This window comes from Streptomyces sp. NPDC001663 (assembly GCF_042893105.1).
Taxonomy (GTDB): Bacteria; Actinomycetota; Actinomycetes; order Streptomycetales; family Streptomycetaceae; genus Streptomyces.
Window position 1 is genome coordinate 1 of the sequence record NZ_JBIAUR010000039.1, and the last position, 14,152, is coordinate 14,152.

A 14,152-nucleotide genomic window follows, 5' to 3' on the forward strand; every position below is an offset into this window, starting at 1 on the left:
TGCCCGAGCCGCGGCCGGCCGGATCATGCTTCTCATAGCCGAGATGTTCGCTCATCTCGGCATCCAGGGCCCGCTCCAGCACAGCCCGGGTGACCGCGGTCAGCAGCCCGCCCTGGCCCAGCAGAGCGGCTCCCGAGGCATCGGCGCGGTCCATCAGCCGCTCAACGACCTCGTCCACCAGCTTGTCCTCGACCGACTCGACAGCCGAGGCATTCTCGTTGTCCGTCATGCCATGTCCGTCCCAGCTGACCAGAACCCGAGCCTGGGCTCCGGCCAGCCTGTCACATCACGGACTTACACGATCTTTCAGACACGCTCGCTCAGCCCGCACTGCATGTGATCCGGAAAGTGGCGGACGCCTACACTACGTTGAGAGGCAACGTCCGTGCCGGGAATCTGAGTGGGCGTTCTGCGAGTGTTCGGTGTTTGTCGTCGCGCTTGGGGGCGGGTTGTCCGGTTTCGGGGCTTCACGGTCGGCTAGGGGAGCGGTCTGCTGGTAGTCGTGGGCGGGTGCCAGCCGTACCCGAGTGATCTGCCGGATGAAGAAGGAGAAGGCGCAGTTGACGAGGGTCTGGTGGCGGCGGTCGGAGCGGACTTGGAAGTCGGCCCAGCCGAGTTCGTCCTTGATCTGTTTGTAGCTCTGCTCGATCCACGGCCGCAGGCCGTAGATGTGGACGATCTCGGCGAGGTCGGCCGGCGGATGCGGGCTGGTGGCAGCGTGGGCTGCGTCGGGGTGGGGCAGGTTGGTGGCCATGCACCAGGTGGCCTTCTCCGGCAGCCGGGCCGGGTCGGTGGTGGCCACGACCAGGCGGCAGGGTGAGTGGGAGCCGTAGCCGCCCAGGTGCGCATCGGCAGCCCACCAGGTCTCGCTGTGCCCGTCGCGGAAATGGCGCTCAACGGGCGCCCAGTCGCCGGGACGCTTGGCATCCCGCCAGGCCAGGGCGCGGGCGGCCTCAACAGGAGTGTGCGGCTGGTCGGCCCGGGCCCAGGTGCCGCGGCGCGGCTTGAGCGCCACGACGTAGGGCAGGCCGGCCTCGCGCAGTGCGAGGTACCAATCGTCGCTGACGGAGTAGGCGCAGTCGGCGACCACCGCCCGGCAGGCGAAGCCCGCCTCCTTCCCGCGGACCGCGAGAGCGGCGGCCAGCTGCGGTTTCGTGCGGAAGCCCGGATCGGCCCGGCCGCGGGCGAAGTGATGGGCGGGCGTGTAAGGAGTCGCGTGCAGCGGGTAGTACACGCGGCCGTCGGTCCACACCGTGGTCACCGTGACGATGCCGTTGTCCGTCTTGCCCAACCGGCCCAGCCACTGCCGTCCCACATGCGCGGTCGCCGTGCCGTCCTTGCGGTCCCCCGAATCGTCGATCACGATGACCCCGCCGTCGTGCGGAGCCGTCGCCGGCTGTTCGCGCAGCAGCTCCAGCCGCCGGTCGTTGACCTGCTCGGCCTCCCAGGGCGAACGCGGGGCGCAGTCACACGCCCCTGCGCTGCAAACGGCGCTGGACACGGCCGGACCACCTCAGCCAGTTGTGGTCACGAGCTGCAAACCTGGGGCTCCAAGCCCCGGGTAAGTGACCCGAAACGGAGGGCCGGTAGGGCCCTCCGTTTCGCGGACGTCACTTCTGTGACGTCACTTCCGCCGGGTCTGCGATGTCACTTCTGTCGAGCCTGGAGGGCGGCCAGGGCGCGGTCGGCGTGGGTGTTCATGCGCAGTTCGCTGCGGACGACCTCGAGGATCGTGCGGTCCTGGTCTATGACGAAGGTGACCCGTTTGGTGGGCGCCAGGCTGAAGCCCCGCTTCACGCCGAAGAGCTCGCGGATCGAGCCGTCGGCGTCGGACAGCAGCGGCATGCCGAGGCTGTGGCGGCCGGTGAACTCCTGCTGCTTGTCCACGGAGTCGCCGCTGATGCCCACGGGCCGGGCGCCGACGGCGGCGAACTCGGCGGCCAGGTCGCGGAAGTGGCAGGCCTCCGCGGTGCAGCCGGCGGTGAGGGCGGCGGGGTAGAAGAAGAGCACGACCGGTCCGTCGGTGAGCAGCTCGGACAGGGTGCGGGGGGTGCCGGTCTCGTCCGGCAGCTCGAAGTCGTCGACCTTGACGCCGACGTCCATGCGCTCCGTCACGACCGTCCCTCCCCGTTCTTCGCGACGCTGCGGGCCCACAGCACGAGGGGCAGCTGCAGCGGCAGCCGCCCGATCGCCGCGGCCTTCTGCGGCGTGGGGCGGTGGCGCCAGTCGACGGCCATCTTCACGTTGGCGGGGAACACGCCGACGAAGAACGCGGCGGCGGCGAGGGCCGCAGTCTTCCGTGTGCGGGGCAGGGCGATGCCCGCGGCGAGCGCCAGTTCGGCGGCCCCGCTGGCGTACGTCCATGTCCGGGGCGCGCCCGGCAGCGCCTGCGGGATGGTCGCGTCGAACTGACGTGGCGAGGCGAAGTGGGCGACACCCGCGGTGGCCAACAGGCCGGCGAGTAGCAGGGGCGAGCGTTCGGACCGTGACACGGTTCCTCCTCTGATGACCTGCCGGGCGATGTTACCGGAGGGTAGAAGGGTGGAGGGCAGAGGGGCTGTGTGTTCACCGTCCGGAAAGGGCGGTCCGGGCGCGGCGGTTGTGGGTTCCGGGGGTGTAGCCGAAGGAGCGGCGGAAGACGTCGATGAAGGCGCTGGTGGAGGACCAGCCGCAGCGGTGGGCGACCGTGGTGACGGGTGTGTCGTCGGCGAGCATGCGCAGGGCGTGGTAGAGGCGGGACTGGGTGCGCCACTGCGGGAAGGTCATGCCGAACTCGCTGCGGAAGAGACGGCTGAGGGTGCGTTCGCCGGCCCCGGTCGCGGCGCCCAGGGCGGCGAGGGTGCGGGGGTCGGCCGGGTTCGCGTGGAGGATCGTGCAGACGGCGGCCAGGCGTGGGTCCGTCGGTGTGGGCAGGCGCATCGGTTGCTGGGGCGAGGCGTGCAGCTGGTCACGGAGGACGGCGAGCAGACGGCGGCGTTCGGGGCTGTCGTCGTCGGGGTCGCGGGTGTAGGCGCGGATCAGCTCGCGCAGAAGCGGGCTGACGGCGAGGACGGTCGGTGCCTTGAGGCCGAGCGGGTTGTCGTCGGCGGGCAGGCCGACCAGGTGCAGTTCGAGGTGACCGTGGGCGCGGTGTGCGTGCCCGGTCCCTGCGGGCACCCAGATGGCACGCGTACCGGGGGCGAACCAGGTGCCGGCGTCGGTGGTGACGGCCAGCACGCCGGATCCCGCGTACACGATCTGATGCTCGTCGTGCCGGTGCGCGTCGATGCGTTCCCCGGCGGCGAGGCTCCGCGCACGGGTCGGCGCCTTCGGGGTGTGGCGGATGTTCGACACAAGTAGGCAGATTATCGAAAGCGGGCCACGCACTGCTCCCCCGACGATCGCAAGGTGTCCACCTCTCGCAACCGACCTTCTCGCAGCCGCCTGTCTCGCAACCGACGCATCACCCTGCTCTCCTTGAGCCACGCCTGCGTCGATGTCTACCAGGGAGCCGTCGCCGCGCTCGTCCCGTTCTTCGTGTCCGAGCGTGCCTACACCTATGCCGCTGCCTCGGGCGTCGTCCTGGCCGCCTCCCTGCTGTCCTCGCTGGTGCAGCCGCTGTTCGGGGCGCTGACCGACCGCCGCCCGCTCCCGTGGCTGCTGCCGCTCGGCGCGCTGAGCGGGGGCGCCGGTGTCGCCGTGTGCGGGCTCGGCGGCTCGTATCCGCTCGCTCTGGCGGCCGTCGCCGTCTCCGGCATCGGTGTCGCGGCCTACCACCCGGAGGCGGCCCGCGCGGCACGCGTCGCCGCGGGCGGGAGCAACACGGCGATGAGCTGGTTCTCCCTCGGCGGCAACATCGGCTTCGCGCTTGCCCCGCCGCTCGTCGCCGTCGTCGTCGCCACCTGGGGCCTGCGCGCCTCTCCCCTGCTGATCCTCCCTGCGGTGGCGGGGGCGGTGTTGTGCGCGGCCGCGGTGGGTTCGCCGGGCGGCCCCGCCGCAGTCACCCGTACCTCCGAAGCCGTCGGCACCGACGACTGGGCCTCGTTCCTGCGGCTGTCCGGCGCGATCGTCTGCCGCTCGATCGTCTTCGTCGGCCTGAGCGCGTTCATTTCGCTGTACGTCCGTGAGCGCGCCGGCGGCGGCGAGGCGTCCGGGACGGCGGCGCTCTTCGTGCTGTACGTCGGCGGTGCACTGGGCACGCTGGCGGGCGGCCGGCTCGCCGACCGGTACGGGCGCGTCACGGTGGTGCGCCGGTCGTACGCCCTGACAGTCCTGGCCGTCGCGGGCGTGGTCCTCGCCCCCGGCCCGGTGGTCTACCTGTTCGTCGCCCTCACCTCGGCCGGACTGTACGTCCCGTTCGCTCTGCACATCACGCTCGGCCAGGACTTCCTGCCCCGGCGGATGGGTACCGCGAGCGGGGTCACGCTGGGGCTGACCGTGAGTGTCGGCGGGCTCGCCGCCCCCGTCGTCGGGGCGCTCGCGGATGCGACATCGCTGCGAACCGCCCTGGTCCCCCTGATCGGACTTCCCGCTCTGGGCCGGCTCCTGCTGAGCGGTCTCCGCGAGCCGATGCCGCCGGTGGGGCCGACGTCGATGCAGGGGACGCCCGGCCGTCGCCCCAGCGAGACCTCGCCCTAGGTCAGACGGTGCCCGCCCGCGCGACCGGCTGCTCCTCCGTGTCCTCGTCGATGGCGTAGGCAAGGAAGTCGTCGACCATGCGGTGGAAGAGCGTGGCGAGCTGGCCCAGCTCCTCGGGCGACCAGTCGGACAGGGCCAGCTGCATGCCGCGCGCGCCGGCGTCGCGGATGCGGTCTATGGCCTGCCGGCCGGCCTCGGTGAGCTGGATGCGCTGGGCGCGGCGGTCGTCGGGGTCGGGAACCCGGGTGACGTAGCCGGACTTCTGCAGCTGCTGGACGGTGCGTGTGACGTGGGAGGCCTCCACTCCCAGCCGGACGGCCAGCTCCCCGGGGCGCAGCGGCTCCGAGTCGGCGACCTGCCGCAGCAGCGCCACGGCGGCACGGTCCAGCGGGACGCCGGCCAGGGCCATCAGCCGGTCGTGCTGGCGGGCGCGGGTGCTCAGGTAGGTGATGCGGGTCAGCGCGCGCTCGATCTCGGTCACCTCCTCGGACGCGGGGGTGTCGGGGACGTCGGGGAGCGGTGGTGTGGCCATGCGATCCACTTTACCATATTGTTGCGTAACTCAAGTAATCTACTGCGTGCGTTTACCTCGGAGTACCGCGAACGTACGACTCCGCCGGCACCGGAAGAACGAGAAGGACCGGGTGACGCGGAATCCGCCTTACCCGGGCCCCGTTCGGGCGCCTGCCGTCTGCGCCCGCTCAACCGCCTTGTTTCACGCACCCGTTGGAGAGTGCTCCGCCCTGCGCACCGCCTCGCCCCACGTCGCCCCGGCCGCGATCGCCTGCCGCCACTGCCGGATGGCCTTGGGCGGCATGCCGACCGCGAGGGCGCCGGTCACGCGGTCGCCGGTGCGGTACGCGGCGACGAACCGGCGCTCACCCACGTCGCCGTCCACCACGGCGACTTCGTCGTGCCCGCGCAGATAGCCGTACGCCTGGATCTTCATGTCGTACTGGTCGGACCAGAAGTACGGCACCGGCGCGAACGGCTTGCGGGCTTCCGGGTTGAGCAGGTTGCGGGCGGCGGCCATGCCCTGTTCGGCGGCGTTGGTGCGGTGCTCGATCCGCATGGCCGTGCCGAACAGGGGGTTGTACCAGCGGGCGACGTCACCGGCCGCGTACACGTTCCGGGCGGCCTCGCAGTACTCGTCGCAGACCACGCCGTCGCCGACGGTCAGCCCGCTGCCCTCGAGCCACTCGGTGTTCGGCAGCGAGCCGACGGCGACCAGCACCTCGTCGGCCTCGATCACCTCGCCGTCCGCGAGCCGCACCCCCTCCTCGGTCACCTCGCTCACGCTCACCCCGCAGCGCAGGTCCACGCCCCGCTCGAGGTGGGCGCGGGTGAGCAGCTCACCGACCTGCGTGCCGACGGCGTGCGCCAGGGGCACAGGAGCCGGTTCGAGGAGGGTCACCTCCGCGCCGAGCCGCCAGGCCACGGCGGCGGCCTCCGCACCGAGGAATCCGGCGCCCACCACGACCAGCCGCAGCCCCGGCCCTAGCCGGTCGCGCAGCGTCAGCGCGTCGTCCAGGGTACGCAGCACATGCGCGCCCTCACCGGGCAGCCGGCGCGCCCGCACTCCGGTGGCCACGATCAGTCCGTCGTACGGCACTTCGCAGCCGTCGGCCAGCCGCACGCTGCTGTCGGCGAGTTCGAGGCCGGCGGCCGGTACACCGAGGCGCAGGTCGAGGTCCAGGGCGGCCAGGTCGGCGGGGGTGCGCAGGGCCAGGCGCTCGGACTCCCACTCCGCGGCGAGCAGTTGCTTGGACAGGGGCGGGCGGTCGTACGGGGCGTGCGGTTCGTCGCCCACGAGGGTGAGGGTGCCGTCGTAGCCCTCGCGGCGGAGGGTCTCGGCCGCCGCGAGTCCGGCGGCCGAGGCTCCGACGACGACGATGCGCCTCACTGAGCGACCAGTCGGATCGCGGCGGCCGGGCAGACCGCGATGGCTTCCTTGACGTCGTCGAGGAGTTCGGGCGCGGGCTTGTCGTCCAGCAGGATCGCGATGCCGTCGTCGTCCTGGTCGAACACGTCCATCGCGGCGAGCACGCACTGCCCCGAGGCGACGCACTTGTCGGCTTCCAGCTCCACCTTCATGTCAATCCCCTTTGTTTCTTTCGTGGTTGTGGTGGGTGCGCGGGACGGGGAGCCGTCACCAGGCGACGGGCAGCTCGTGGACGCCGTAGATGAACGCGTCGTGCTTGAACCTGACGTCCTGAAGGTCGCAGGCGAGCATCAACGTGGGGATGCGCCGGTAGAGGGTGCCGTAGACGACCTGGAGTTCCATGCGCGCCAGCGGCTGGCCCAGGCACTGGTGGACGCCGAAGCCGAAGGCGACGTGGCGGCGGGCGTCGCGGGTGATGTCGAGCCGGTCGGGGTCGGCGAACACCTCGGGGTCGCGGTTGGCGATCTCGTTGGCCATGATCACGCCCTCGCCGGCCCTGATGACCTGCCCGCCGATCTCGATGTCCTCGGTGACCGCGCGGCGCCGGCCGAGGTGGGTGATGTGCAGGTAGCGCAGCAGTTCCTCGACGGCGGAGGCGACGAGTTTGGGGTCGTCGGTCTCGCGCAGCAGGGCGAGCTGGTCGGGGTTCTGGAGCAGGGCGAGCGTGCCGAGGGCGATCATGTTCGCGGTGGTCTCGTGGCCCGCGATCAGCAGGAGCAGCGCCATCTCGGTGGCCTGCTGGTGGTTGATCTCGCCGGCGGTGATGCGTCCGGCGATGCTGGAGAGCAGGTCGTCCTTGGGCTCGGCGAGCCGCTTGCCGATGAGTTCGGCCAGATACGCGGCCACCTCGCGGCTCGCCTGTCCCCGCTGCTCGGGGGTGGCGTCGCGGTGGACCATGGTCTTGGTGTTGTCCTGGAAGAAGGCGTGGTCGTCGTAGGGCACTCCGAGCAGTTCGCAGATCACCAGCGAGGGGATCGGCAGGGCGAACGCCTCCACGAGGTCCACCGGCCGCGGTCCGGCGAGCATGTCGTCGATCAGGTCATCCACGATCTTCTGCACGGCGGGGCGCAGGGCCTCCACCTTCTTGATGGCGAACGGCGCCGTCACCATCCGGCGCAGCCGGGCGTGTTCGGGGTCGTCCATCATGATGAAGCTGAGCTTGCCCTCGCCGGCGTTGGGCGAGGCCTTGGTCGGGTAGCCGGGCCGGTCGGTGTCCGCACTGACGCGGGCGTCGCCGAGAATCGCCCGCTGCTCCGCGTAACGGGTCACGAGCCACGGCTCGCTGCCGTCCCACAGGCGCACTTTGACGAGCGGTGCCTCCTCCTGCAGCTCCTTGAGGGCGGGCGGCGGGTCGAAGGGGCACCGGCCCGCCCGGGGCATCGGGAACTCGGGGGCGGCGTCCGGCGCTTGGGGCACGGGTGTGGCCAGGGTGTCGGCCATGGTTCTCCTCGGTGGTGGGGGGGCTCCGTTCGGGCGGAGCGCCGGGGCGAAGTGGTCGAGGCCTCGATGAGCACATGCAAACAGAGGGGGCTGACGGCTTCCGGTCAGTCACCTGACAGAAAGCTGACGTGAGCCGGATCACATTGCGAGTTGATGCGATCAGCGACGGTCGACCATGCGAGCAGGACCATGACAACTTCCTCGCTGGACAAGCGAGTTGAGGGCCCGACGTCGCTTCGGGCGCGAGCCCCGTACAAGCCATGAGGGGCGGCGTCCGCTGTCAGGTCACCGCCCCTCACGAGGGCCCCCGTACGCACCCCAGGCGTTTGCTCTCCGGCCGGTCAGACCTCCGCGTCGACCTTCCCGAGCCAGTAACCGAAGCCCCTGCGCGTATGGATCAGCGCCGGCGCATCCTCCTGGTCCACTTTGCGGCGAAGGCGGGAGACGAGTTGCTCGATCGCGTTGTGGCCGCGGAAGTCGCCCCAGACGTAGCGGCCGATCTGCTCCTTGGACAGCACCCGGTGCGCGTTGACCAGGAGGTGGCGCAGCAGCCGGTACTCGGCGGGGGTCAGGTCGAGCGCCCGCTTGCCGCGCCGTGCCTGGCATCTGGCGTCGTCGAGGACCAGGTCGCAGTAGGCGAGCCCGCCGTCCCGGCGCGAGCCCTGGTTCGGGCCGCGCAGCAACACCTGCATCCTGGCCAGGACTTCGGCCACCCGGAAGGGCTTGGTGACGTAGTCCTTCTCCCCCAGTCCGAGTTCGGGCAGGAGCCGGTCCAGGAAGTCGTAGGCGGTCAGGAAGAGGACGGGCGGGCGGTGGGCGGCGGGCGGGCGGCGCGCCCTGCCGAGGCCCGCCAGGTCCGGCAGCGCGGCGTCCAGGACCACGAGGTCGTAGCGGTGCTGCATGGCTCGCGCCATCGCCTCGGTCCCGGTGCCGGCCAGGCTGATGCGGTAGCCCGCCAACTCCAGGGTGGTCGACAGCAGTTCGGCGAGATCCGGTTCGCCCGCGACGACCAGGACGTGCTGCCCGGCCCCGCGAGCGAGCGCGGGCCTCTCACCGACGGTGCCGTTCTGCGACGAGGGAGGCATGCCACTCACCCTACCGTTCTGCTTGCCTAACTCAAGTAAATCTCGCCCATTGCTTGACTCAAGTAATCTATCTATGCTTGCCTGACGCAAGCAACCCGTATCGCCGTACGGGATGAAAGTCCCGTGTCAGACAGGGGCCGCCTTGAGCGGAGACGGCCCCGGTGCGCCGGCCCCGCCCCCGAATACGGGGCACGGCGCGGTCCCCGGCCCGGCGTCGGTCCTCCCCCGACCGGCGCCGGCGCGCGGAGGCGGCGACTCCTCCGCCCCTGCTCGGTTGTCCCAGCCGCCCTCCCCCGGCCGAGCCACGGTTCGGCATTCGCCGTATCCGGACGCGCCCCAGCGGCGCGGGCCCTCCGAGACGGAAGAGCAGGACACACCGATGAAGACCTCTGTACGAGCCGGGCTGGCCGGGGCGCTCGCCTTCGCGGCGCTGGGCGTTGCGGTCGGCGTCGCCCGCCACGACGACGGCGCCGATCCGGTCCCGCCGAAGGGTCCCTACGTCGCGCTGGGCGACTCCTACACCGCCGGTCCGCGCATCCCGGACCAGAACGGCAAACCCGTCGGCTGCGAGCGCTCCGACCGCAACTACCCCACCCTGGTGGCCCGCCGACTCGGGCTCACGGCGAGGGACTTCCGCGATGTGAGCTGCAGCGGCGCCACCCTCGCCGACCTGTCCGCCGCGCAGGTCACCGACGACGGCACCAACGCGGCCCAGCTCTCGGCGCTGTCCGCCGGGACACGGCTGGTGACCCTTGGCATCGGCGGGAACGACATCGGGTTCAGCTCGATGATCAAGCAGTGCGTCGAGCAGGGGGTGTTGTACTTCGCGCTCAGCCGTGGCGAGGACGCGCCGTGCCGCGAGCGCTATGCCTCCGGGGACACCGACGCCGTTCAGGACAAGATCCACGCGGTGGACGAGCGGCTCGCCCGCACCCTCGGCGAGATCAGGCGCCGGGCGCCCGGGGCCCGTGTGTACGTCGTCGGGTACCCGGCGATCCTGCCGGCGAAGGACTCCGGCTGCGGCCGCGAGATGGGCCTCGCGCCCGGCGACGTCGCCTATCTGCACGCCAAGGAGCAGCAGCTCAACACGGTGCTGCGGGAGCGCGCCGAGGCCGCCGGGGCCGGGTACGTCGACACGTACACGCCCTCCGTGGGCCGCGACGCCTGTTCGGCGCGCGACACGCGCTGGGTCGAGCCGCTCGTGCCCCTCGCGCACGCCGCCTCCGTCCATCCCAACGAACGCGGCGAGCGGGGCATGGCCGACGCCGTCCTGAAGACGCTCGGTGCCGCCGGCTGAGGGCTCAGCGGCCCGGCGCCACCGGGGCCAGCCACAGGCCCACGAGCGCGTCGACCAGACCGCTTGCCGCGTCATGCCAGTTGGCGCGAGGGGTGGGCAGGTTCTCGGCGACCGCGCGCTCGCGTTCGGCGGGCATGTGCACGATGAGATGGCGGGCCATCTCGCCGCGTTCCGCGCGGACTTCGGGAGGCAGCTCGGGCAGACAGCGCATCAGCCCGTCGATGATCTGCCGCAGGGAAGGGGAGGCGAGGGACTCCTCGACGAGGATCTCGTGGAGCGACGGGTCGGTCATCAGCTGCGCGCAGAACCGCGCGTACCAGGTAGGGCCGCCCAGGTTCGCGAGATGTTCGGGGATCGGGCGCACCAGGCAGTCCACCCAGTCGCGTACGTCCGTGGAGTCGCCGATCCCGGCCAACAGCCGGGCCCGGATCTCCTCGATGCGCTGCGCATGCTTGCGGACGATCGCACGGACCAGGTCGGCCTTGGTGCCGAAGTGGTAGCCGACGGCCGTGTTGTTGCCCTGTCCGGCGGCCTCGCTGACCTGACGGTTGGAGACGGCGTTCACGCCGCGCTCGGCGAACAGCCGCTCGGCGGCGGTCAGGATCAGCTCCCGTGTCGCGCTGACCTGTTCCGCCCGTACCGCCCTGCCCGCCATGCTCACCACCGCACCGGGACTTGGCTCAGCCCTCCGACGGCCAGTCCCTCGAGCCGTCGCAGGTCCGCCGGCGGTGCGGCGAGTTCCAGCGACGGAAGCCTACGCAACTGCACGTGGAGCACGGTGCACAGCTCCGCGCGGGCCAGGTCCTGGCCCGGGCAGGAGTGGGCCCCGGCGCCGAAGGCGAGATGGGGGTTGGGGCCGCGGTCGAAGAGCATCTCGTCGGGCATGTCGAAGACGGTCTCGTCCCGGTTGGCGGCCGCGGTGCTGCACAGCACGGTCGTGCCGGGCGCCGGCAGCTGTCCTGCGATCTCGACCGGCTCGTCGAGACAGCGGGGCACGCCGATACCGGGGTCGGCGTCGAAACCGAGCGCCTCCTCGACCGCGGGCCCCACCAGCGAGCGGTCGGCGAGCAGCCGTTCCCGGCGGCCGCGGTCGGCCAGGAGCAGCGCCACCGTCTTGCCGATGACGTTCGCGGTGGTCTCGTGCCCCGCGACCAGCAGCGCCTGGCCGGTGAAGACCAGCTCGCGCTCGGACAGGGGGTCGCCGTCCGGGTCCCAGTCGATGACAAGGTCGCTGAGCAGGTCGGCGCCGGGCATCTCCCGCTTGGCATAGACGTGCGCGGCGAGGTGGTCCACGAAGTCGTCCTGCGCCTGCTCGATCTCGTCCTGGCCGTAGCGGGTGAGGTTGAGCAGCACGTCGGACCAGTACGAGAACCGGTCATGGTCCGCGGCCGGGACACCGAGGAGGTCGCAGATCACCCACTGGGGCAGCGGGAAGGCAAGCTGCGCCTGCAGGTCCGCCGGGTGGCCGTGGGAGACCGTGTCGTCGACGAGCTTCTCGGCCACGGCCTCGATGCCCGGTCGCAGTGCGGCCACCCGCGCGGCGGTGAACCACCGGCCCACCGTCCGGCGCCGGCGCCGGTGCGCCTCGCCGCGGGCCGGGATGGCCATCGCCATGTCGCCGCCGAACCTCCCGCCCGTCTCGTCGCCCGCGAGCCGCGCCGCGCCGTCGGCGCGCAGCATGCCGGCGAACCGTCCGTCGCGGAGCACCTGACGGACGTCCTCGTGCCGGGTCAGCAGCAGCACCTCGTCCCCGCTGGGCAGGGTCACGGGCGCGGACGGGCAGCGCTCGCGCAGTGCGTCCCACTCGGCGGGCGGCTCCAGGGCCGTAGCGCCGTGCAACGGACAGCTCAGGGGCCGTCCGTCCTCGGTCGGGTGCATACGCCCTCCTCCGATCCGGCGGTCGCCGCACGCCCAGGCAAACGGAGCCCTAAGGTAAGTCAAGCAGTTGACTTAAACTCGGCCGGGATTCCGGCCCCTCTCCCCCATCGCACGGAGGCTTGTTCATGTCTGACGCCCTTCCCAGACCTACGGACGCAGGCGGTGCGGCCGTGCCGCGGTCGAGCGCCGTGGTGGCGGTGCTGGCCTTCGCCGGCATCGTCGTGTCGCTGATGCAGACGCTGGTCATCCCGATCGTCCCGGAGCTGCCCAGGCTGCTGGACGCTCCCGCGTCGGACACCGCGTGGGCCGTGACGGCCACCCTGCTCGCCGCCGCCGTGGCCACGCCGGTGGTCGGCCGGCTCGGCGACATGTTCGGCAAGCGGCGGATGCTGCTGGTCAGCGTGGTGCTGCTGGTGACCGGCTCGCTCGTGTGCGCGCTCAGCGAGTCGCTGGTGCCGATGATCGTGGGGCGTGCGGTGCAGGGTCTGGCGGCGGCCGTGGTGCCGCTGGGCATCAGCATCATGCGGGACGAGCTGCCGGCGGAGCGGCTCGCCGGGGCGACCGCGCTGATGAGCGCCTCGCTCGGCGTCGGCGGTGCGCTGGGGCTGCCGACGGCGGCGCTGATCGCGGACCACTTCGACTGGCACGTGCTGTTCTGGAGCTCGGCCGGCATGGGCGTCGTGGCGCTCGTGCTCGTCGTGCTGTTCGTGCCCGAGTCCAAGGTGCGCACCGGTGGCCGCTTCGACGTCGTCGGCGGTGTCGGCATGGCGGCCGGTCTTGTCTCCCTGCTGCTGGCCATATCCAAGGGCGCGGACTGGGGCTGGACCAGCGGCACCACCCTCGGCCTGTTCGCGGCGGCGGTCGTGGTGCTGCTCGCGTGGGGCTTCTTCGAACTGCGCACCTCCCAGCCGCTGGTGGACCTGCGTGCCACGGCCCGCCGTCAGGTGCTGGTGACGAACCTGGCCTCGATCGCGGTCGGTTTCTCGATGTTCGCGATGTCCCTGGTGCTGCCCCAGCTGCTGCAGCTGCCCACCCAGACCGGTTACGGCCTGGGCAGGTCGCTGCTGACCGCCGGTCTGGTGATGGCGCCGTCCGGGCTGGTGATGATGGCGTTCGCCCCGGTGTCCGCGGCCGTGTCCAAGGCCAAGGGGCCGAAGGTGACGCTGATGATCGGCGCGCTGATCGTGGCCTCGGGGTACGGCCTGAACATCGTGCTGATGTCCGAGGTGTGGCACCTGGTGATCGTCTCGTGCGTCATCGGCGCCGGCATCGGCTTCACGTACGGCGCCATGCCCGCGCTGATCATGGGTGCCGTGGATCCGTCGGAGACCGCGGCCGCCAACAGCCTCAACACCCTGATGCGGTCGATCGGTACGTCGGTCGCCAGTGCCGTGGCGGGCGTGATCCTGTCGCAGATGACGATCAGTCTGGGCGGCTTCGCGCTGCCCTCGGAGAACGGCTTCAAGGTCGTCATGAGCATCGGCGCGGGCGCCGCCCTGCTGGCCTTCGCCGTGGCGTCGTTCATCCCGCGCAGGCGCCCTGTGACCGCGGCCGCGACGGTTGCCCCCGCGAGCGAACCATCGGCCGACGCGACCTCGGTGAGCTGACGCACCGCTCCCTGATGGCCGTCGGCCGACGGTCCGCGGCCATCAGGCGGACTTCTTGCGGCCGCGCAGCAGGCTGACCCCCGCCCCGAGGGAGACGACCCCCATGCCGACGGCGGTCAGGACGCCCTGAGCGCCGTCGACGGCGAAGGGGGCCGCGGCGGCGACGGCGAGGTTGAACAGGAACAGGAACCAGAGCACGGGCCGCGACGCCAGCAGGGGCTTCATCGGTGTTTCCTTCCGGGACGGTGAAGGGTTCGGACGTGTGCCGCAAACCCTTCCGTCGCCG

16 protein-coding genes are annotated in these 14,152 nt (G+C 71.6%); 3 read left to right on the forward strand and 13 right to left on the reverse strand.

Features of this window, described 5'->3' with window-relative positions; all coding sequences use genetic code 11:
- The 5 genes from ACFY1L_RS54875 to ACFY1L_RS54895 all read right to left on the reverse strand — a co-directional run.
- The coding region (locus ACFY1L_RS54875; RefSeq protein ID WP_388843099.1) for a transposase at positions 1-229 on the reverse strand (229 nt) is incomplete at its 3' end.
- Positions 230-364: 135 nt separating this feature from the next.
- Complete coding sequence (locus ACFY1L_RS54880; protein ID WP_388843100.1) at positions 365-1,501, reverse strand: transposase; 1,137 nt, start codon at positions 1,499-1,501, stop codon at positions 365-367.
- A 146-nt stretch (positions 1,502-1,647) separates the two neighbouring features.
- Complete coding sequence (locus ACFY1L_RS54885; RefSeq protein ID WP_388843130.1) at positions 1,648-2,103, reverse strand: peroxiredoxin; 456 nt, start codon at positions 2,101-2,103, stop codon at positions 1,648-1,650.
- Positions 2,104-2,111: 8 nt separating this feature from the next.
- Positions 2,112-2,492 (reverse strand): DoxX family protein, encoded by a 381-nt coding sequence (locus tag ACFY1L_RS54890; protein ID WP_388843101.1) that lies wholly within the window; start codon positions 2,490-2,492, stop codon positions 2,112-2,114.
- A gap of 73 nt (positions 2,493-2,565) precedes the next feature.
- Positions 2,566-3,333 carry an AraC family transcriptional regulator gene (locus tag ACFY1L_RS54895; protein WP_388843102.1) on the reverse strand — a complete coding sequence of 256 codons (768 nt, stop codon included), beginning with the start codon at positions 3,331-3,333 and terminating at the stop codon, positions 2,566-2,568.
- A gap of 123 nt (positions 3,334-3,456) precedes the next feature.
- Here ACFY1L_RS54895 and ACFY1L_RS54900 point away from each other — a divergent pair, with 123 nt between their 5' ends.
- Complete coding sequence (locus ACFY1L_RS54900) at positions 3,457-4,617, forward strand: MFS transporter (RefSeq protein WP_388843103.1); 1,161 nt, start codon at positions 3,457-3,459, stop codon at positions 4,615-4,617.
- A gap of 1 nt (position 4,618) precedes the next feature.
- Here the strand turns inward: ACFY1L_RS54900 and ACFY1L_RS54905 are convergent, their stop codons facing one another.
- The 5 genes from ACFY1L_RS54905 to ACFY1L_RS54925 form a co-directional block, all read right to left on the reverse strand.
- On the reverse strand, positions 4,619-5,149 hold the full coding sequence (locus tag ACFY1L_RS54905) for a MarR family winged helix-turn-helix transcriptional regulator (RefSeq protein ID WP_388843104.1): 531 nt from the start codon (positions 5,147-5,149) through the stop codon (positions 4,619-4,621).
- 183 nt (positions 5,150-5,332) lie between these two features.
- Positions 5,333-6,520, reverse strand: a complete 1,188-nt coding sequence (locus tag ACFY1L_RS54910; protein ID WP_388843105.1) for an NAD(P)/FAD-dependent oxidoreductase — start codon at positions 6,518-6,520, stop codon at positions 5,333-5,335.
- Positions 6,517-6,711 carry a ferredoxin gene (locus ACFY1L_RS54915; RefSeq protein WP_388843106.1) on the reverse strand — a complete coding sequence of 65 codons (195 nt, stop codon included), beginning with the start codon at positions 6,709-6,711 and terminating at the stop codon, positions 6,517-6,519. The genes ACFY1L_RS54910 and ACFY1L_RS54915 overlap by 4 nt, the downstream gene beginning before the upstream one ends.
- Positions 6,712-6,766: 55 nt before the next feature.
- Entirely contained in the window at positions 6,767-7,999 is a 1,233-nt protein-coding gene (locus tag ACFY1L_RS54920) for a cytochrome P450 (protein ID WP_388843107.1), read from the reverse strand.
- 341 nt (positions 8,000-8,340) lie between these two features.
- Complete coding sequence (locus ACFY1L_RS54925; RefSeq protein ID WP_388843108.1) at positions 8,341-9,084, reverse strand: response regulator transcription factor; 744 nt, start codon at positions 9,082-9,084, stop codon at positions 8,341-8,343.
- Positions 9,085-9,463: 379 nt separating this feature from the next.
- On the opposite strand from ACFY1L_RS54925, the gene ACFY1L_RS54930 reads away from it, so the two are divergent.
- On the forward strand, positions 9,464-10,381 hold the full coding sequence (locus tag ACFY1L_RS54930; protein ID WP_388843109.1) for an SGNH/GDSL hydrolase family protein: 918 nt from the start codon (positions 9,464-9,466) through the stop codon (positions 10,379-10,381).
- A 4-nt stretch (positions 10,382-10,385) separates the two neighbouring features.
- Here ACFY1L_RS54930 and ACFY1L_RS54935 read toward each other — a convergent pair whose 3' ends face one another.
- Together ACFY1L_RS54935 and ACFY1L_RS54940 are read right to left on the reverse strand one after the other, a co-directional pair.
- Positions 10,386-11,036, reverse strand: coding sequence for a TetR/AcrR family transcriptional regulator (locus ACFY1L_RS54935; RefSeq protein WP_388843110.1), 651 nt, complete (start codon positions 11,034-11,036; stop codon positions 10,386-10,388).
- 2 nt (positions 11,037-11,038) lie between these two features.
- Positions 11,039-12,259 carry a cytochrome P450 gene (locus ACFY1L_RS54940; protein ID WP_388843111.1) on the reverse strand — a complete coding sequence of 407 codons (1,221 nt, stop codon included), beginning with the start codon at positions 12,257-12,259 and terminating at the stop codon, positions 11,039-11,041.
- Between the two features lie 125 nt (positions 12,260-12,384).
- Between ACFY1L_RS54940 and ACFY1L_RS54945 the strand changes: the two genes are divergently transcribed.
- Positions 12,385-13,866 carry an MFS transporter gene (locus ACFY1L_RS54945; RefSeq protein ID WP_388843112.1) on the forward strand — a complete coding sequence of 494 codons (1,482 nt, stop codon included), beginning with the start codon at positions 12,385-12,387 and terminating at the stop codon, positions 13,864-13,866.
- Positions 13,867-13,908: 42 nt separating this feature from the next.
- Here the strand turns inward: ACFY1L_RS54945 and ACFY1L_RS54950 are convergent, their stop codons facing one another.
- Complete coding sequence (locus ACFY1L_RS54950) at positions 13,909-14,091, reverse strand: hypothetical protein (RefSeq protein ID WP_388843113.1); 183 nt, start codon at positions 14,089-14,091, stop codon at positions 13,909-13,911.
- Positions 14,092-14,152: the final 61 nt, after the last annotated feature.

Coding starts and splice junctions, on each gene's coding strand:
- ACFY1L_RS54885 (WP_388843130.1), bottom strand. CDS start 2,103: ATGGACGTCGGCGTCAAGGTCGACGACTTCGAGCTGCCGGACGAGACC.
- ACFY1L_RS54905 (WP_388843104.1), bottom strand. CDS start 5,149: ATGGCCACACCACCGCTCCCCGACGTCCCCGACACCCCCGCGTCCGAG.
- ACFY1L_RS54915 (WP_388843106.1), bottom strand. CDS start 6,711: ATGAAGGTGGAGCTGGAAGCCGACAAGTGCGTCGCCTCGGGGCAGTGC.
- ACFY1L_RS54920 (WP_388843107.1), bottom strand. CDS start 7,999: ATGGCCGACACCCTGGCCACACCCGTGCCCCAAGCGCCGGACGCCGCC.
- ACFY1L_RS54925 (WP_388843108.1), bottom strand. CDS start 9,084: ATGCCTCCCTCGTCGCAGAACGGCACCGTCGGTGAGAGGCCCGCGCTC.
- ACFY1L_RS54930 (WP_388843109.1), top strand. CDS start 9,464: ATGAAGACCTCTGTACGAGCCGGGCTGGCCGGGGCGCTCGCCTTCGCG.
- ACFY1L_RS54935 (WP_388843110.1), bottom strand. CDS start 11,036: ATGGCGGGCAGGGCGGTACGGGCGGAACAGGTCAGCGCGACACGGGAG.
- ACFY1L_RS54940 (WP_388843111.1), bottom strand. CDS start 12,259: ATGCACCCGACCGAGGACGGACGGCCCCTGAGCTGTCCGTTGCACGGC.
- ACFY1L_RS54945 (WP_388843112.1), top strand. CDS start 12,385: ATGTCTGACGCCCTTCCCAGACCTACGGACGCAGGCGGTGCGGCCGTG.
- ACFY1L_RS54950 (WP_388843113.1), bottom strand. CDS start 14,091: ATGAAGCCCCTGCTGGCGTCGCGGCCCGTGCTCTGGTTCCTGTTCCTG.